At 66.4% G+C, this 17,579-nt stretch carries 19 protein-coding genes; 7 read left to right on the top strand and 12 right to left on the bottom strand.

The genetic code is table 11. The features are described from left to right. Nucleotides 1-171: 171 nt before the first annotated feature. Nucleotides 172-798: a hypothetical protein gene (locus ACQPYM_RS11115; RefSeq protein ID WP_433018852.1), complete on the bottom strand. Its 627-nt coding sequence runs from the start codon at nt 796-798 to the stop codon at nt 172-174. A gap of 648 nt (nt 799-1,446) precedes the next feature. Beyond that, on the bottom strand, nt 1,447-1,722 hold the full coding sequence (locus ACQPYM_RS11110) for a hypothetical protein (RefSeq protein WP_433018849.1): 276 nt from the start codon (nt 1,720-1,722) through the stop codon (nt 1,447-1,449). A gap of 292 nt (nt 1,723-2,014) precedes the next feature. Here ACQPYM_RS11110 and ACQPYM_RS11105 point away from each other — a divergent pair, with 292 nt between their 5' ends. Beyond that, nucleotides 2,015-2,923 carry a hypothetical protein gene (locus ACQPYM_RS11105; RefSeq protein ID WP_433018846.1) on the top strand — a complete coding sequence of 303 codons (909 nt, stop codon included), beginning with the start codon at nt 2,015-2,017 and terminating at the stop codon, nt 2,921-2,923. Here the strand turns inward: ACQPYM_RS11105 and ACQPYM_RS11100 are convergent. From ACQPYM_RS11100 to ACQPYM_RS11085, 4 genes are all read right to left on the bottom strand, one after another. Further along, on the bottom strand, nt 2,881-4,005 hold the full coding sequence (locus ACQPYM_RS11100) for a hypothetical protein (RefSeq protein ID WP_433018843.1): 1,125 nt from the start codon (nt 4,003-4,005) through the stop codon (nt 2,881-2,883). The two genes, ACQPYM_RS11105 and ACQPYM_RS11100, sit on opposite strands and share 43 nt — an antisense overlap. Nucleotides 4,006-4,070: 65 nt before the next feature. Next, nucleotides 4,071-4,697, bottom strand: coding sequence for a DUF2867 domain-containing protein (locus ACQPYM_RS11095; RefSeq protein WP_433018841.1), 627 nt, complete (start codon nt 4,695-4,697; stop codon nt 4,071-4,073). Then, the gene (locus tag ACQPYM_RS11090) at nt 4,694-5,002 is read right to left on the bottom strand and encodes a hypothetical protein (protein WP_433018838.1); all 309 of its coding nucleotides are present in this window, start codon (nt 5,000-5,002) and stop codon (nt 4,694-4,696) included. The genes ACQPYM_RS11095 and ACQPYM_RS11090 overlap by 4 nt, the downstream gene beginning before the upstream one ends. 80 nt (nt 5,003-5,082) lie before the next feature. After that, nucleotides 5,083-5,610, bottom strand: a complete 528-nt coding sequence (locus ACQPYM_RS11085; protein ID WP_433018835.1) for a hypothetical protein — start codon at nt 5,608-5,610, stop codon at nt 5,083-5,085. Between the two features lie 335 nt (nt 5,611-5,945). On the opposite strand from ACQPYM_RS11085, the gene ACQPYM_RS11080 reads away from it, so the two are divergent. Next, a complete protein-coding gene (locus tag ACQPYM_RS11080) occupies nt 5,946-6,119 on the top strand; it encodes a hypothetical protein (RefSeq protein ID WP_433018832.1) in 174 nt (57 codons plus the stop codon). Nucleotides 6,120-6,370: 251 nt separating this feature from the next. On the opposite strand, the gene ACQPYM_RS11075 is transcribed toward ACQPYM_RS11080, so the two are convergent. The 6 genes from ACQPYM_RS11075 to ACQPYM_RS11050 form a co-directional block, all read right to left on the bottom strand. Continuing rightward, entirely contained in the window at nt 6,371-7,294 is a 924-nt protein-coding gene (locus tag ACQPYM_RS11075) for an alpha/beta fold hydrolase (RefSeq protein WP_433018829.1), read from the bottom strand. A 26-nt stretch (nt 7,295-7,320) separates the two neighbouring features. Next, the gene (locus ACQPYM_RS11070) at nt 7,321-7,710 is read right to left on the bottom strand and encodes a DUF6463 family protein (protein WP_433023243.1); all 390 of its coding nucleotides are present in this window, start codon (nt 7,708-7,710) and stop codon (nt 7,321-7,323) included. Between the two features lie 2 nt (nt 7,711-7,712). Then, the gene (locus ACQPYM_RS11065; RefSeq protein WP_433018826.1) at nt 7,713-8,252 is read right to left on the bottom strand and encodes a hypothetical protein; all 540 of its coding nucleotides are present in this window, start codon (nt 8,250-8,252) and stop codon (nt 7,713-7,715) included. A gap of 33 nt (nt 8,253-8,285) precedes the next feature. After that, nucleotides 8,286-8,849, bottom strand: a complete 564-nt coding sequence (locus ACQPYM_RS11060; protein ID WP_433018823.1) for a TetR/AcrR family transcriptional regulator — start codon at nt 8,847-8,849, stop codon at nt 8,286-8,288. A 194-nt stretch (nt 8,850-9,043) separates the two neighbouring features. Next, nucleotides 9,044-9,862, bottom strand: a complete 819-nt coding sequence (locus ACQPYM_RS11055; RefSeq protein ID WP_433018820.1) for an endonuclease/exonuclease/phosphatase family protein — start codon at nt 9,860-9,862, stop codon at nt 9,044-9,046. A gap of 1,188 nt (nt 9,863-11,050) precedes the next feature. After that, complete coding sequence (locus ACQPYM_RS11050) at nt 11,051-11,938, bottom strand: formylglycine-generating enzyme family protein (protein WP_433018817.1); 888 nt, start codon at nt 11,936-11,938, stop codon at nt 11,051-11,053. Nucleotides 11,939-12,132: 194 nt separating this feature from the next. Here ACQPYM_RS11050 and ACQPYM_RS11045 point away from each other — a divergent pair, with 194 nt between their 5' ends. Genes ACQPYM_RS11045 through ACQPYM_RS11025 form a run of 5 tightly spaced genes read left to right on the top strand, consistent with a single transcriptional unit; the run spans nt 12,133 to nt 17,532 of the window. Continuing rightward, nucleotides 12,133-13,392: an ROK family transcriptional regulator gene (locus tag ACQPYM_RS11045; RefSeq protein ID WP_433018814.1), complete on the top strand. Its 1,260-nt coding sequence runs from the start codon at nt 12,133-12,135 to the stop codon at nt 13,390-13,392. Next, nucleotides 13,376-14,215: an ABC transporter permease gene (locus ACQPYM_RS11040; protein WP_433018812.1), complete on the top strand. Its 840-nt coding sequence runs from the start codon at nt 13,376-13,378 to the stop codon at nt 14,213-14,215. The genes ACQPYM_RS11045 and ACQPYM_RS11040 overlap by 17 nt, the downstream gene beginning before the upstream one ends. Further along, nucleotides 14,212-15,015 carry an ABC transporter ATP-binding protein gene (locus ACQPYM_RS11035; protein WP_433018809.1) on the top strand — a complete coding sequence of 268 codons (804 nt, stop codon included), beginning with the start codon at nt 14,212-14,214 and terminating at the stop codon, nt 15,013-15,015. Before ACQPYM_RS11040 ends, ACQPYM_RS11035 begins: the two co-directional genes overlap by 4 nt. Before the next feature lie 13 nt (nt 15,016-15,028). Then, nucleotides 15,029-16,030, top strand: a complete 1,002-nt coding sequence (locus ACQPYM_RS11030) for an aliphatic sulfonate ABC transporter substrate-binding protein (RefSeq protein WP_433018806.1) — start codon at nt 15,029-15,031, stop codon at nt 16,028-16,030. Then, nucleotides 16,027-17,532 (top strand): sulfatase-like hydrolase/transferase, encoded by a 1,506-nt coding sequence (locus tag ACQPYM_RS11025; protein ID WP_433018803.1) that lies wholly within the window; start codon nt 16,027-16,029, stop codon nt 17,530-17,532. Before ACQPYM_RS11030 ends, ACQPYM_RS11025 begins: the two co-directional genes overlap by 4 nt. The last annotated feature ends 47 nt before the right edge of the window (nt 17,533-17,579 follow it).

Raw genomic sequence — 17,579 nt, 5'->3', positions numbered from 1 at the left:
CCAGAGCGCGCGCAGCCGCCCGTCCCAGATCTGTTGTTCGAACGTACGGATCTGCCGCGATCCGGTCGTTCTACGCTTCGTCAGCGAAAACCGACTGCTCGCGAGGAAGCTGCGAAGGCTGCCGGACAGTTGGTCGTCTGCTGAGCTTGGCTCGGCAATGGGGTGTCAGGCTCAGTCGGTCGCGGTCTGAGCATCCGCGAGAAGGCGCTCTAGCGATTCGGGAATCGTCATGGCGGGGACTTCTGACTGCTTGTCCGAGATCGCGCGGCGCAGGAGTGGCACGTTGAGTCGAGTCGTGTCGATGGCGGCGATGGTCGCATCGATCCGGCCGTCCTGCTGCCGGGCAATCATGGTGGCGAGTTGCACCTCGATCGGGACGGTCGGGATGGGCTGTCCGTGGCAGTTGAGAGTTTCCCGCTCGTGCCATACCAGCGGTGCGCGGGTCTCGATCATCAAGGCGGCTACGGTGGGCGCGTCGATGTGGGCCAGTTCCACCTTGACACCGGCGATCATCCATCGGCCGAAGGTCCACTGCTCGCCGGTGTGACCGAATTGAAGCGTCGGCTCGACCGCTGTGCTGATCCAGCCAGATGGTACGCCAGACTCAACTAGCTCCGGCCCATCCGGCGCATCCGGGGTCGGCAGAACGGTAGCGGCGCGGGTGACGTCGTCGGCTGCAAGGAGGGCGATGTCGATGTCGCCCGGAACGATCGCTGCGCCGCGGAGCGCTGTTGCTGCGCTGCCGAGGAGCATCCACTCGATGCGGTTGCCGTTCAGTTGCTCGGCGACGGTGGCCAACGCCGTAGTCCATGGAGCGCTCATGTCCGCTGAAACTAGCTGCCGCCACCGACATTTAGCTTGAGTCCGCAGGCCGGCCCTCGGACTCCACCACCACGACCGTGTCACTCCGGACTGTCTAGGCGCCGCTCGCTGCGCAGTTCCGTCCTGACGTTGGAGCACGACGCGCATCGCCCGGAGTTCCGCTTCGATTCGACCAACGGGCCATCGCCGCTGTCCGGCTGTCTCGACACCGCCCCTACGGCACCCCACCTTGGCCGCATTCTCGCCGTCGCCACCCCAGTACGAGTTGTTGGCGTGCCGGTAGCCGTTGCCGCTTGTACCGGACAGCACCATTGCCCAACCGGCAGGTCCAGCCGTGCAGTCCTTGGTGGTCACCGCCGCCAGTCCCGCGGGCGACCGGGGCGCCGCGGTCGCCAGGCCGGTTGGTAAGCCGATTGCGGACAACAACACTGCCAGGACAGTCAATAGACGAGCAACCCGCACGACGTACCCACACCCGGACCTCCCACGCTGAGCCCCCGAACTACCGATACGGCCCCGACGCTTCGGGACCGCCTGCTCAGCATTCCGGACTCCGCTGACGGGCTGCAGTCGCAGCGCTTTCGCCTTGCTGACGTCGGGATCAGCCCTGCTGGACGTGCTCGCTCACCTTGTGAAGGCCAAGAGCCAGAGAGCCGCTCCCCCGATGACGCCGACCGCGTGTCCGATCAGGCCGATGATGACAAAGGGGATATTTCGCCTGCTGAGCAAGACGATGGACGAGCTCCCGGCGGCAAGCTGCCCAGCCAAGAACGGGGCAACACAGGAGAGCAAGATCATCACCAGGCCGGTTTGGTCACTGCTGCACGGTTCGTAGTCGCAGTCGGCCGCCGACGCCAACACCACCACGAGGATGGCCAACTCGACAACCAGCCCGATCACGAACACAAGCATGCTGTTCCTGGTCCGCCTGCCGGTCGGCTGAGCTGTCCCCATTGCCACATCCTCTCGTGAGCCACGTCCGTCAGATCTGACCATCCGCCACCGCGATCACTTCACCTCGCGCGAAGCATCACTCTCCCGGGGGAGATGCTCACCTGCGCGACCGATCCGACGTCCATACCGTACGGACCAGTATGGCACTCCAGTCTTCACCAACCCGGGAGTGCGCATGCCACCACCAAGCTCCAGCTCGCATCACGCTCAACGGGCTGCGCGAATTTACTGTTCAGCGATGATCCTGGCCGTCTTGCCGTACGGCGTCCTCAAGGTCTGTTGGCTTCTCGGCCATCCGATCGGCATCCCGGCGACGTCACCGGCGCTCGACTTCGTGGTACCGAATCTCATCACGCTGGGCATGGATGTTGTCGCCGTCGTGCTGGCATTCGCCTTCGTGGCTGACTGGGGCCGGCGTCTGCCTGCATGGCTACTGCTGGTTCCCGGCTGGGTAGGCGTCGGCCTCCTCGCTCCCACCGTCGCGATCGTCGCCGCCGGCTTCACCCACGGACTGTTGACCGAGGGGCGGCCCGTGGTGATGCGCGACGGTCTGGTCGAGGGCTGGACCTACACGGTTGTCTATGCCTCGTTCGCGGTCCAGGGCGTCCTGCTCACACTTGGCTTCGGCGTGTACGCCGGACGACGGTGGCCCGACCTGTTCGGACGGGTCCTCCCGCGCCAAGAACCCGTCGGTCGGTTCCTCGCGATCGCGGGTGCGGTCGGAGCAAGCGCAGTCGGAGCAACCCGCCTCTTCGAAGCAATCGCGGCGCCGCAAGGTTGGCGGGTGTCCGCCTGGACATTCGCCAACCGGTTCAGTGAAGCTGCCGAGGGCGCGATGGCCCTCGCCGCCGCGATCGGCGTACTGGCAATCGCTGGTGTCCGGCTCCACGGCCGAGAGGCGGTGGCCGTCATCCTCACCTTTGTGGGCAGTGGGAGCTTGTTCGCGTGGGGTCTGCTTCGCACGTTCAGCTTGACCGCCCGAGCGCCGCTGTCCGAGCTCATCACCCGCCAGTCCGCCATCCTCGACTTCGCCGCCACCATCACGGGCCTGACGATCGGCCTGACCGCTCTCTTCCTCCTCACGGCAAAATCCCGTGCTGGCGATCAGCCCTGCTTGCATAGTGGACAGGTCGAGCGGCGGCGGTAGTGGTAGGCGGCCGTGGCCAGGGCAACCGCCGCACCCCAGAGCGGGAACGGCAGGAGCAAGAAGGCGCCGAGGTTTTCCAGCATGGAATCAGTGGAGATCCAATTCAACTGAACCAGGGAAGGACTGCCGACAAGCAGCAGGCCCGCAGCGACCGACCCGGGGATGACGACCACCTTGACCGGCACCTCTCGACCACCGCGGTACGGCATCCATCGCGGCCAGATCTCACCCCACGACCGGATCAGTCCGAGCGTCACGACGGCAACGGCAAGGGTGACCAGCCCAAGGCCGAAACCGAACAGCCTGATCGCCGGCCCCGCGTCTGTCTCGGCCGCAGGGATCCCTAGCGGGTTCGGCAGCAGCCAAGTCATTCGAACCACAACGGACGGCAGAGGACAGATCACCGCCAACCATGTCGCCCAGAATCCCCACTGCTTCGCTGACTCAGGCCGCGTCCACCGGGCACCGGGCCGGCCGCAGCGCAGGCATCGACCTCGAGCAACCCGCAGCGCCCGTACGCCGAGCACCGCCCAACAACCGCCCAACAGAAACGCGCCGAACACGAAGAAGGGCTGCGAGCCAAGCTTGCCCGGTACTGCGGCAACCCCTGTGGCCATCACCTCGAGGTTGTTCCAGTCCAAGAAGCCGCTGACCGCCTGTACGGCGACGGCCACCACTCCGACGCCGAGTAGCGCCGCCCGGATCGTCCCGTGTCGCCAAGCCGCCAGGATCGCGACTCCCAGAGCCAGGGGGAGGCCGACCAGAAGCAGCAGATAGCCAGTCACGACCACGACAAGATGGTTCGGCGCCAGCAGACCGAACACGACCACCTGGAGTGCAGTAGTACACAGCAATAGCCAGCAGGCCAAGCGTCTTTGCGTCGAACGTACATGGACGACAGCGGCCGGCACCCCAAGAAGCCCAGACACTGCGACAAGCGCCGCGGCCACCTGTTCCGGCAGAAACGCCATCAGAGACAACCTGTCGCCATCCGGACCTGTCGGCCCGAACGGGTATTCTCCCGCCCCGAAAAGCCAGACCACCCCGCAAACCGCGAACAGCAGCGAGCCGGCCGCGGCCACTCCCGGCAGCCAAAGTTGCCGCATCCGCCGATCTCCGTCCTGCAGAGCACCCCTCTGTGAGGCGGTCACTCCTCGCGGGCCGGGCGTTCCGCATCCGAGGCCACTGGATCAACGTTGATCGCGGCAACCATCCACTCCCGCTCGATCCTGCGCACCAGAACCGGGTACACGATCAGGTACCGCAACGGCTTGATAGCAGACATGTAGGCACGCCCCAACCGGCCGTTCGGCTTGACCAGACCCGCCATCTGCCCGCGGTACCCGCCTGCACCATCGGGGACCCAACCGAGGTGAAAGACACAGTGCACAGTCCGATTGGCAAGTTCGGCAACCCACTCACGCTCAAGCTGAAACACGGAGACAAAGGGCTCGTACTGCGGGCCTGTCGGCGCTTCCCGCAGATCGCCAGGCAACCGATCCCGAATCGGGGTCACCCTGGACCCGACGCCGGCGCCCGCTGCATCCCAGCCGAACAGCGCTCCGAGCTTCCACCGCGCCTGCCACAGGAATCGGACCACCAAGGGAGCACTCTCGGGCCAGTCGTCCGATGCAAACAGGGCTACCAGTCGGGGAAAGTCATTCGCTCCGCCGGGTGTCCGCAACACCCACACGTCCTCCACCTCGAAGTCCGGGGCCACCTCGTGGATGCGCCATGGCTGCGAGGTGTGCGCGGCGATCGGCAGCCTTCTCATCCTCGCCCCCGCAACGCTGCTCGCCCCGTCGAACTAACCGCGGGAGTCCGGCGACCCACCCGCCTGTCTCCGAGAATGACGAGTGCACCGCAAACGACGAGCGCCCAGGCTGGAGACTCCGAACGCTGGAGCTGAGCCAGCGATACCGCCTTGTCGAGAGTGAACGTGTTCCACCACCCCTCAGCGATCACCTGGGACCAGATGTCGCGGGTGTCCAGCGGGGCGACGACAACATGAACCACCCCGAAGGCAACGGCGATCCAACCGCCGGCATTGGTGAGGCGGACGCCCGTTCTGTCATTCACGATTTCTCTCCAAGGTTCTCGACGCAACGGATACACCTGCAGGCGAATCAATCAGCACCATACTTCACCGTATGGTGCGATCAGCACCTGTTCTGCACCGGCCGTGACCCCACCGAGGCGCGCCGTCGGTAGTAGGAGTACGTGACCACGGCAAGGAGCGGGCCACACAGCAGCAGAGGTGCGTAGGCGGCAACCACGACCCAGCCATGCCGGCCTTCCGTCGGCGGCGGCGGGCAGCTCTGGTCGATCTCAGGTTGATAGATGTGGAACAGCTGATTCAGCCCGCCCCACGCATACATGCCGAAGGCAAACGTCACCCCGATACATGCCGGGACGAGAGCCACGGCCATGGGTACCCGACGGCCACCGAGTCGCGGGATCCACTGTGGGTAGACATCACCCCAGGGCCGGACCAACCCGATCGTGAGCAGAGCCAGCCCCATGGATACGACAGACAGCGACCCCACGTAGTACGGCTCGATCCAGCCCATTCGAGCACAAGCGGCCGGGAGATCTGGCCCCCAGCCGAGATGCCAGAGCCTCCAAGCCGCGGAGGGCAGGACGCAGAGCGGAATCCCGTACGCCGCCGCTATCACCTTTGACGACACCGGCGAAGCGCATCCAGCGCCGGCGGTACTGCTAGCCACCATGCCAACTCCTCACCCTGACGGCGCGTCCGCCAACCGCACGCCCGCTCCACAAAGCTAGAGATCAGCGCTGCAGTGGAGGTCCAGCCGACGGCTGATTCACCTCACCCTCCAGAGGGAAGTGCAGAACCATACGATCAGGTTTGGTTCTGCAGACCTAGGCGAGCCCCGGACAGGTGGGTAAATGAGCGATGACCAGCGCGAAGAACGGACGGCATGGATCGTTTCGCTGATTCTGGCCGAGCTGCTCGGCTTTCGTCCGGGCGGCACTCCTGGTCCTCACCAGCTGGGCATTCTTGGTCATCTTTCCTGCCTGGCTGCTGGCCTTGTCCGTCACGGCAGCCACGGCGCTGTTCCTCGGCAGGTGGCACCGTGGGGCCAAATTCACCGGCTACGCGCTACTTCTGTCGATCGGCATCGCGCTCACCCTCACAGCCGGCTTCTTCGCCTTCGTCGTGTTGCCGACCTAGATCACCTGCGCCGCGCTCTCCAGGTGCTCAGCTCAACGGTGCGCCGAGGCAGTAGTGCTCCACCTCGGCAGCGCTCAGCGGGCAGCCGTCTAGCGACGACCTCGTCCACCCAACCGTGCAAATCGCAAGCGGCGTCGTCGCCACGGGCGCCGACCAGCAGCGGGGAGCTGCCAACTACGCCGTATGGTCGGCCTGTCAACTCCTGAGCGAAGGATCGCGATGAGCCTCCCGCGACATCGCGATTGCGGCCGTCACGATCGGTCGCTTGCCTTCTCGCATTGCGCCCACGCTCCATTGGCGGACGCCTGCTTCCCAGACAGGAAGACCCGAGTCGACTCCACCACCGTCTCGTCCCGGAGCACGCGGTGGTGACCGAGCCCGTCGGTTAGCTGCAGCTCAGCGCCTGGCCAGGCCCGCGCGACTTTCACGCTGCCGTCGGCCATGGTCTCGCGATCGGACCGGTCGTGGACTACGAGCAGGGTAGGCAGTTCACGCACCATGGCCAGTCTGCCGATGAGTGGTTCCATCTCGAAGTTCTCCAGCGGGCCGAACTTGCGGGTGAACCTACGCACGAACCGTTCCCGGATCCGCGGCCCGAAGCCGAGGAACACCTCGTAGACGTCCAGCGTGTGCCGGAAGTCGGTTGCGGCGGCGAGGAAGACCACCCGGCGGACGGTGAACCCGTTCTTCAGCGCCTGCACAAACGCCGACGCCCCCAGCGAATGCGCAACGACCCCGTACGCCGGTCCGTGCGCGGCCACTACCGCCTGGAACGCGTCGGCGAGCTCTGACATGGTGCCGCTGCGCGCGCCCTCGCGACCTGGATCTGACTCGCCGTGACTCGGAGCATCGAAGGCGACCACCCTGAACCCGTCAGCCAGCAGCGGTGGGATGAACGCTGCGAACTGCAGTCCCCAGCCGCCCCAGCCGTGCAGCAGATAGATCGTCGGACCATCCCCCCAGCTGCGACCGCGAACCACGCCGTGCTCGAAGGTCAATTCGAATGGGGAGGACGCGGGCAACTCGACCCGCAACCGCCGGGCCTTCTCGGAGACAGGCGGGATCCGGAACCAGATCCGGTGAACCAGCCTCGCGCCACCGGCCGGCCACACTCGTTCCAGCGCCTGGAAGATCAACCACCGGGCCGCCGGCCGATCGCCCTTTCGTCCTGTCATCACTCCCCCTGCCGGAAGTCCGCGTCTCAGCTTGCTCGGTCGTGTTCCGCCTGCCGGATCGGCTCGATCGGCCGGGCGGCAAGAGTGAGGCAGCCGAGGAGGACCATTGCGTATCCGCCACCGTCCGGCTCGAGCAGGGTGTCGAAGATGCCGATGCCGAGGATCCACCAGCCCAGGTGCGCCGGAATGCGACCGAAGTGACGGACCGACCAGCGCATGGTCGATCCGATCATGAAGAGAACGAGGCCGCCGATGAAGAACCAGGTGGCGAAGTCACGGGAGTCGTTGTTCGACGTACCCACAAACCCCTCGGACAGCATCGATCCAACCTCGTCGGGCAGATCGGCCACCACCCAGATCAGATGCAGCACAGCCAGCCCGGTCGTCAGTGCCGGCAGCCACCGCGTCAGTCGCATCCTCACGAGGACTCCGCCAACCGCTTGAGAACCCGGAGTTGCTTGCTCATCATCGCCAGGTCGGCCCAGGCGAGCATGATCGCCTTCAGCCGACGAGCCCGGCTCTGCACCGAAATCTCGGTCCGGACCACGATTCGACTCGAGGCGTCCCGTGCCGGGCGGACGGTGTACGAACACGTGATGGGGCCGTATCGGCCCAGCAGTTCCGGCGAGGTCTCACCGGTGAGATGCTCTCCGCTCGCGAAGTCGACCAGTCGAAAGATCATCATCTCCTGGCCCACCGCCAGGTCGTCCGCACCCGCGGTCAGCACCTTGGGGCTACCACCGAGCAGGCGATAGCTGTACGTTCCGTGCTTGAGCTGGCAAAGCCAGCGAAAGGTCACCTCAGCAGGCGCGGCGACATCCACCGCCCGGTGAACGGCGATGACCGGGCCACTCAAGCGACCGGTGCAGGGGTAGTCCGCCAAGACCTCCGTCTCCGTCGCACCCCAGCACCAGGGCAGTCCCAGGGGACGCTCGATGGCATCCATACGCTCACGCATGGACAGACCATACCTCAGCGTATGGTCAGGTGGTCAATCCAACCCGGCGGAACTCAGGAGCATGTGGACGGCGTGGCCCACCGATCGACGCACCTCGGCGGGACTGGGCCGGCGGGCGCCCTCCGCGATGCGAAGCTGGCTCATCCCGAGAAACAAGCTGTAGGTCAGCCGTGCGTGCCGCTCCGCGTCCCGCTTGGACAGGCCTAGGTCCCGATACATCTGGACGATGAACTCCATCCGCGTCCGCGTGACCCGCACCAGCACCGGCTGCACCCGCGGATCCCCGGCAGCAGCAAGGATCGCGGCATCGAACCCGAGCCGCAAAGCGTCACCCAGCGCCCTGTCCGCCAGGGCGTCGAGGCGCTTACGCGGATCCTCGACAGCGGCGGCGGACGCAATCACCGCCGTTGTGTCGTCGGCCTCCCATCGTTCCAGCGCGGCCTGGATCAGGTCGTCACGATCCTTGAAGTGCCAGTAGAAGCTGCCCTTGGTCGTACCCAACCGACGAGCCAGCGGCTCCACGGCGAGCCCCGCCAATCCCTCCTCGGCCAGCAGTTCGAGTCCCGCCCGCGCCCAGTCATCCCGCGACAATCGCATCTGCATACGGTAACGCACGGTCGCCGCCGACCCCCAGTCGACGGATTGCACCCCACTCCCGAGGGATGAAACATACGCATCGGTATGGTATTGCTGGATCACCACCCGGAGAGGACAGCACGTGATCAAGCAACCTGGTCGCGGACTTCCTTGCGCATCTGGACCTTCACGACGCCACCGTCCGGAACCGTTCCTCAGCCGAGAGACGGGTCACCGATCTCGGCCACCACAGCTGCATGATCCGACGGCCAGACCCCGTCGACCGGGCCATCCGCAACCACCACGACGGACTTGATGCATCCCACTCCCCCACTGAGCGGCAGACCCACATGAACGTAGTCGATCCGGGCGTTCGGCTCCATAGTGACCGCTACATAGGGATTCCGACGCTGCCAGGTCACACCAGTCGCACCATCGTCGGCGTAGCGCCACGCATCAACCAGCACTAGTCCAGGGACGACCGGTGCGGTGTAGTGGCCGCCGAGGAGACGCATCTCGTCGGACTCGGGCTCAGCATTGAGATCCCCGGTGAGTACTGGGGGGTATCGAAAGCCCGCTGACCGATCAGCTACGAATCTGCACACTGTCGCGACTTGCTCACACCGGTCTGACGAGGCACCGACAGTGGACGTGAGCTGGGTCGTGAAGAACGGCAGTGAGCCACTCTCGGAGTCGATCGAAGCAAAGAGTGCGATCCTGCCATCTTCACCGGCCAGGTCGACTACAGCCGTCTCGACAATCGGCCAGCGGCTGAGCACCGCATTCCCGATGCCAATGTCCCACGCGCCGATTCTTCTCTGCCAGGCTTGCGGCGCCGGGGATGGCGCATACGTCCAGTGGTACCCAAGCTCGCCAGCGAGCCAGCCGGCCAGGTTCTGATCGCCGTCATCCCAAACCTCTTGCAATCCACAGACGTCAGGCCGGGTCCCGTCGAGCACCCGGAGGATCGCATCGCGCCGACGCTCCCACTCACCGAACCGCCACCAGAGATTCCACGTCATCACCTGAACCACGAAACACTCCGATCCTCACGGAAGGCTGGAAGCTCCGACTGCTTACAGCTCCACCCACACCATACGGTATCGTATGTTCTCGATGCGCACTCGCCGCTTCTTCGACTGCCTGGCCGGGACCTCATCAACGGCGAACTCCGGTAGCCGACGGAAGACGCGTCAGCATGATCGTGACGAGAAGTCAGGCACCTGTGCGGGCAAGGGCAGTGCGGTAGGCGCTCAGCCAGCAGGAACGCCGCGAGCACGGCGATCAGCACCCCGCCAACCAGTTGGATCTGAAGGACGAGATTCAGCAACGGCGTCCCCAGTTCCGGTCTCGCGGCCGTGGTGGCCGCCTGCCAACTCCCCCAGGCGACCATCGACCCAGATCCAGCCCACACCAAGGCGACCGGCAGCCAACCCCGACTACGCCGAGGTACGCCGTAGGCCAGCATCAGGATTCCGGCACCGGCTCCGAGCGCGAACACGCCATACACCAATGGACCAGCCCAGCTCCGATCGTCCCGCAACGACTCCGACAACCCCGCGGTAATGCCGGCGGCCCAGGCCAGATCAACCCCAGCGACCACGCCGGCGAGCGCACCGCCAGCCAGACTCAGCAACCGGATCAGCGGCCTCGTCACGCCATACCGGTGATTCGTGGGTCCGAGCGACTACCTGGTCAGCCACGGCAGAGAGATCGGAGCCCACCTGATCGGTCGAGCGCTGGGAACGTCGTACGCCGGAACGGTGCGGCAGCGGCCAGGATCATCGCGTCCACAGGTCGTGGACTCCGCTTCGGGTGGACTCTCGTACGAGCTGGATCCTCAGCGGTTCATGGGCTGTCGAGGTGTGGAGGGTGATTGTCGAACTCGTGCTCAGATCGTCGGTGATAGTTGCGGCCGGCGCATGACCGGCCGCCCCGTGGTCAGTCCAAGGGGTCAGCTCGGGTGAAGAATCGAATTGCGCGTCGGGGATGTAGAGGACAAGAACGTCCCCGATATCGACATGGAACACCTGGTCCACTGTGCTGGGCAGGATCACGTGCACGTGCGCGGTGCCCGAAACCGGCCGACCTCCGGTCAATTCTCGTTTGAGCTTCGCTGGGGGGATCGAGGACCACTGGCCGGCGGTCGCACGCGAGATGAGTCTGAGGTCCGCAAGGCCCTTCGCGCCCGACGGAGACCTCCCTCGTTTGGGCCTTGGGGTCTACCAGGCGCAGCGGAAGCCCAGGTTTCCGGTCGAGCTGGATGGTTCGTTGGAGGAGCGGGCGGCGACGCGATAGCGGTTGCAGTACGACGCGTGGCACAGGTACGACCCGCCGCGCATGACGCGGTTTTCGCCAGTGTTCCAGTGGTCGGCGGTCCACTGCCAGACGTTGCCGGCCATTTCGTACAGCCCGAACCCGTTCGGCGGGTAGCTGCGGACAGGCGCCGTACCGCGATGGCCGTCCTCGGCGGTGTTCTTGGTGGGGAAGGTTCCCTGCCAGATGTTGCAGCGATGTTCGCCGCCGGGCGTGAGTTCGTCGCCCCAGGGGTAGCGCTGCTGCTCCAGTCCACCACGGGCCGCGCGTTCCCACTCGGCTTCCGTGGGGAGCCGGCCACCGGCCCACCGGCAGAAGGTGCGTGCATCCGTCCAAGAGACGTGGACCACCGGGTGATCGAGCCGGTCGGCCAGGTCAGATCCCGGGCCCTCCGGCGTTCTCCAGTCGGCGCCACTCACACCGCACCACCACGGAGTCGCCTCCGGCCGTGGGCTCACCTTGCGGAGCTGGGACGGTAGAAAACCGGCGAAGACGTAGCTCCAGCCGAATCGCTCGGCGTCGGTGACGTACTTCGTGTCCTCGACGAAGGCAGCGAACTGGGCGTTGGTGACCGCGGTGGTCCCGATGGAGTAGGCGTCCAGGATGACCGGTCGCACCGGGCCTTCGAGATCCGCCGGGAATCCGTCCGGATCGGCCGTTCCCATCAGGAAGGTGCCTGCCTGGATCTGGATCCGCGGCAGGTCGTCGCGCGCTGACACCGACGAGGCGACCTCGGCCGGCGAGCTCGTACCGGACGACACCCGCGCCGGAGCACAGCAAGCGTGTTCGGACACTCAAACCCTCCTCCAGCAACACCACGGATCGGCGCACGGAGACCGTTTTCGGCGCCAGGACGTGGCCGACGGTAGCACCGGATCAGGCGGTCTTCACGCACGGACGGCTTCCTTCTGTAGACACCTCGAACAAATAGTCAACTGATTTGTCCGGACTCTTGTCGTAAAAATTGCGCCGCCCCTACAGTGCGGTCATGTCGAGCCCGCCCGGAGTCCACGCCCTCGTCCGGCGAACCCATGAAGACCGCGTGCTGCGCGCCCTCCGGGAGGGCGGCGCGATGAGCAGGGGCGAGATCGCCGAGGTGGTCGGTCTGTCCCGCTCGACGATGTCCGAGATCACCGGCAGCCTGCTGCACCGTGGCGCGATCGTGGTCGTCAGCACCGACGCGGGGCACCGCGCGGGAAGTGGGCGGCCGGCCGAGCGACTGGCGCTCGATCCGGGCTCCGGTCAGTTCATGGGGGTCGACTTCGGGCATCGGCGGGTCCACATCGTGGTGGCGGACGCGTCGCACGACATCCTGCTGTCGGGCTCGACGCCCTACGAGAACAACACTCCCTGGCCCACCAGGATCCGGCGGGCGCTCACGCTGATCGATCAGCTGAGCGAGGAGGCGGGCGTCCACTTCGGCGCGCTCCAGGGCATCGGCATCGGCGTTCCGGGGCCGTATCCGATTCCTCCGTCCGCCAGGCCGCGCCTGGCCGGTGACGGCCCGGCACAGCCGTCGGCCGACGGGGTGGACGCCGCGTTCATCCACCGGTTCGGCGCGCCGGCGATCGTCGACAACAACACCAGGCTGGCGGCGCTGGCCGAGGCGATCAACGGTGACCACGCGGTCGAAGACCTGCTGTACGTTCGGCTGGGGGATGGAGTCGGTGGCGGCCTGGTCGTGGGTGGCCGGCTGGTCACCGGCTCGAACGGCCTGGCCGGCGAGTTCGGCCATGTCACCGTGCAACCGGACGGCAGACAGTGCCGCTGCGGCAAAACCGGCTGCCTCGAGACGATCGCCTCTGTTCCGGCCATCCTGGCCGCCTGCCAGGCCGGCGGTGTCGCGGTCAGCAGCCTCGACGACCTCCAGGCGGCCGTCGACCGTTCGCATCCCATCGTCGATCAGGTACTACGGGGCGCGGCCGCCGCCGTCGGTGAAGTGGTGGGTCGGGCGGCGATGACACTGAACCCGGCCAGGATCGTGATCGGCGGTGAGATCACCAGGGTCGCGCCGATCATCGTGCAGCAGGCCGCCGCCACGGTCGCCTACGAACTGTTCCCCAGTGGCGTCGCCCGACCGCCGGTCCGGGCCGCGGAGCTCGGCGAGGACGCCGGTGCGCTCGGGGGCCTGGCAGCCCTGTTCCACAACAGCCCCCTGCTGGCGGGCTACCCCGAAGCCGACGCGGCCGACCGCGCCGATTCCCGCCACCTCTCGACTGAAGGAATGGCTCATGGCCGTGCTTACTAGAAGGCGCGCCACCTCGGCGCCACCCGTTCCGCCGCAGGACGGCCCACCGGCGCCGAGTGCCGGCGGCAGCGGCCGGCGACGCCGGGTTCGGCTCGGCGGCCTGAACGTACTCTCGGTACTCCTCGGCATCGCTGCCTGGTGGGCGCTCGCCGTCGCGGGACTCAAACTGCCGACTCCGCCGGAGGTGCTCAGCCAGGCAGTGACTCTGATCGGCAACGGCACCCTGGGCAAGGACGTCCTGGCCAGTCTGGTCAGGGTGGTCACCGGATTCGCCTTGGGCACCGCCGCTGCCGTGCCGATCGGTTTCCTGATGGGCTGGTACGCCGCGGTGCGGGGCCTGGTGGAGCCGTGGATCCAGTTCTTCCGCACGATCCCACCGCTGGCGATCATCCCGCTCGCGATCGTGCTGATGGGCATCGGCGAGGCGCCCAAGATCTTCGTGATCTTCCTGGCCGCGTTCCTGGCCTGCGTGATCTCGACCTTCCAAGGCGTCGTGAACGTCGACAAGACGCTGATCAACGCGGCGCGGGTGCTCGGCGCCAACGACCTCACGATCTTCCTGCGCGTCGTGGTGCCCGCCTCGACGCCGTTCATCCTGGTCGGCATGCGGGTCGGGCTGGGCTCCGCCTGGGCGACGCTGGTCGCCGCCGAGCTGATCGCGGCCCAGCAGGGCCTGGGCTACCGGATGCAGAACGCCCAGCTGTACTACGACCTGCCGACCATCTTCGTCGGCCTCATCTCGATCGGCATCCTCGGGCTCGTGATGGACCGGCTGCTGCTGATGACCGAGCGCAAGCTCACCGGATGGCAGGAGCGCCGATGACCACCACAGCCAAGATCTCGGTGCGGGGCGTGACCAAGACGTTCCCACTCGGCCAGGAGACCTTCACCGCGCTCGGCGACGTGTCGCTCGACATCGGGGACAACGAGTTCGTCACCGTCGTCGGTCCGTCCGGCTGCGGCAAGAGCACGCTGATGAACATCCTGGCCGGCTTGGAGGAGCCGACGTACGGGCAGGCCCTGGTGGACGCCGTACCGGTGTCGGGACCGTCGCCCGAGCGTGGCGTGATCTTCCAGCAGTACGCGTTGTTTCCCTGGCTGACCGTGCGGCAGAACGTCGAGTTCGGTCTGCGGACCGCGGGAGTGTCCAAGCCCGAACGGCGGGAGCGAGCGCAGTACTTCATCGACATGGTGGGGCTCGGGCAGTTCGCCGACGCGCTGCCGAAGATGTTGTCCGGCGGCATGCGGCAACGCTGCGCGATCGCCCGGGCGTACGCCGTCGACCCCTCGATTCTGCTGATGGACGAGCCGTTCGGCGCGCTCGACGCGCTCACCCGGGTCAAGCTCCAGGAACAGCTCCTGGACACCTGGAGCAAGGAACGGCGCACCGTGCTGTTCATCACCCACGACGTGGACGAGGCGGTGTTCCTGGCCAACCGGGTGATCGTGATGGCCGCCCGGCCGGGACGCGTGTACGACGTCGTCGAGGTGGATCTGCCCTATCCGAGGTCGGAGGAGTTCCGGCTCAGTCCCGAGTTCGCCGCGCTGCGCAACCGCGTCTGGCGCTCGGTCTACCACCAGGACGGCCCGAGCGCCGCCTCATCGCCGTCCCCGACGGCCTGATCTAAGGACCACGATGGCTGACTCACCGACCCGCCGGCGCCTTGCCGCCGCGATTGCGGGCATCTTACTGACCACCACGATCGTTGCCTGTGGCGACGACGGCGGCGCGGCCGGCGGCACCGAGGAGGTGAACTTCGGCTACATCGGCGATTTCAACGGCACCAGCCTGATCGCCGTGGCCGACGACCAGAAACTGTGGGAGAAGCACGGCCTGAAGGCGAGCGCGAAGGTCTTCACCAACGGCCCGCTGCAGATCCAGGCGCTCGGCACCGGCGACCTCGACTTCGGCTACATCGGGCCGGGCGCCATGTGGCTGCCGGCGACCGGCCAGGCCAAGGTGGTCGCCGTGAACACCCTCGGCAACGCCGACCGGGTGATCGCGCAGCCGGGACTCAGCTCGATGGAACAGCTGAAGGGCAAGACGATCGGGGTTCCCGAGGGCACCTCCGGCGACATGATCCTGACCCTGGCGCTGCGGAAGGCCGGAATGACGAAGGCCGACGTCAAGGTGGTGCCGATGGACGCCTCGACGATCGTGTCGGCCTTCTCGTCGAAGAAGATCGACGCGGCCGGCTTCTGGTATCCGGCGATCGCCACCATCAAGAAGCAGGTGCCGGAGCTCGCCGAACTGGCGAAGAACTCCGATTTCGAGGCGCAGGTCTCGTTCCCGACCGCGTTCGTGGCCGGCAACGACGTGGTCGCCAAGGAGCCTGACAAGACCAAGAAGGTGCTGACCGTACTGCGGGAGGCGATGCAGTTCCGGTCAGCCAACACCGGCCAGACCATCGAGCTGACCGCCGAGATGCTCGGCGTGAGCGCGGACCAGGTGAAGGCCGACGCGGCGAACGTCAAGATCCTCGGCGTCGACGAGCTCGACACGATGACCAAGGACGGCACCATCGTGAAATGGCTGACCGGGATGAACGAGTACTTCGTCCAGGCCGGAAAGCTGAAGCAGCCGGTGGATCCGAAGACCTACTACACCGGCGACCTGTTCACCGGAGCCGCCCAGTGACGAAGCCGGCCAACATCCTGTTCCTGATGACCGACCAGCACCGGACCGACACGCTTGGTGCCTACGGCAACAATCTGGCGGCCACGCCGGCCCTCGACGAACTCGCCCGCACCGGCACCCGGTTCGACCGCTGGTACACCCCGACCGCGATCTGCACACCGGCCCGCGCCAGCCTGCTGACCGGTCAGGCCCCCTTCCGGCACAAGCTGCTGGCCAACCACGAACGCAACGTCGGTTACATCGAAGACCTGGCCGACGGCCAGTTCACCTTCTCGGCCGCGCTGCGCGAGAAGGGCTACAACTGTGGGCTGGTCGGCAAGTGGCACGTGGGCACGCATCGGACGGCCGCCGACTTCGGCTTCGACGGCATCCATCTGCCCGGCTGGCACAATCCGGTCGATCATCCGGACTACCTCGCCTACCTGGCCGAGCACGACCTCCCGCCGTACCGGATCAGCGACCACATCCGTGGCACGTTGCCGAACGGGGGGCCGGGCAACCTGCTCGCCGCTCGCCTGCACCAACCGGTCGAGGGGACCTTCGAGTACTACTTGGCGACCAGGGCCATCGAGATGCTCGAACGGTACGCCGAGGACCAGCGCGACGACGGCCCGCCGTTCTTTCTCGCCCTGCACTTCTTCGGTCCGCACCTGCCCTACATCCTTCCCGATGAGTACTTCGACCTGTTCGACCCGGCGGACATCGAGCTGCCGCGGTCGATCGCGGAGACGTTCGAGGGCAAGCCGCCGGTGCAGCGCAACTACAGCGCGCACTGGACGTTCGACACCATGCCCATCGAGGCCACCCGCAAGCTCATCGCCGCCTACTGGGGCTATGTCGCACTCATCGACCAGCAGATCGGGCGGGTGATGGACGCGATGGAGCGACTCGGTCTGGTCGACGACACGGCGGTGTTCTTCACCTGCGATCACGGCGAGTTCACCGGCTCGCATCGGCTGCACGACAAGGGCCCGGCGATGTACGAAGACATCTATCGGACCCCTGGTCTGCTTCGGGTCCCGGGCGGTCCCGCGGGCGTGGTGCGCTCGGAGTTCGTCAGCTTGCTCGACTGCACCGCGACGATCCTCGAACTGGCCGGGATCGACCCCAAGCCGGCGACGGACTCGCGCAGCCTGCTTCCGCTGGTCAGCGGCGGCGAGGCCGAGTGGGACGACGACATCGTCTGCGAGTTCCACGGGCACCACTTCCCTTACCCGCAACGGATGTTGCGCACGGATCGCTACAAGCTGGTCGTCAATCCCGACTCCGTCAACGAGCTGTACGACCTGTCGGCCGATCCGGACGAGCTGCTGAATCTCTACCGGCTTCCCGAGCTGACCGAGGTCCGCAACCAGCTCATGCGGCGGCTGTACGCCGTACTGCGCGACCGTGGCGACAACTTCTACCACTGGATGACTTCGATGTACGACGTCGGCGACGTCGGCTACGACCCGACCCTGAGCGGGCTCGACGAGGCCAGCTACCAGGGTGGCAAGCACTAGCGAACATCCACGGGGACAACCTTCTGACCGTTGTCACAAGCAAGGAG

This window comes from Kribbella sp. CA-294648 (genome assembly GCF_050943845.1).
In the GTDB taxonomy this organism is placed as follows: Bacteria; Actinomycetota; Actinomycetes; order Propionibacteriales; family Kribbellaceae; genus Kribbella.
Note: the sequence above shows the minus strand (reverse complement) of the source record. Positions and strands in the feature narration are given on the sequence as shown.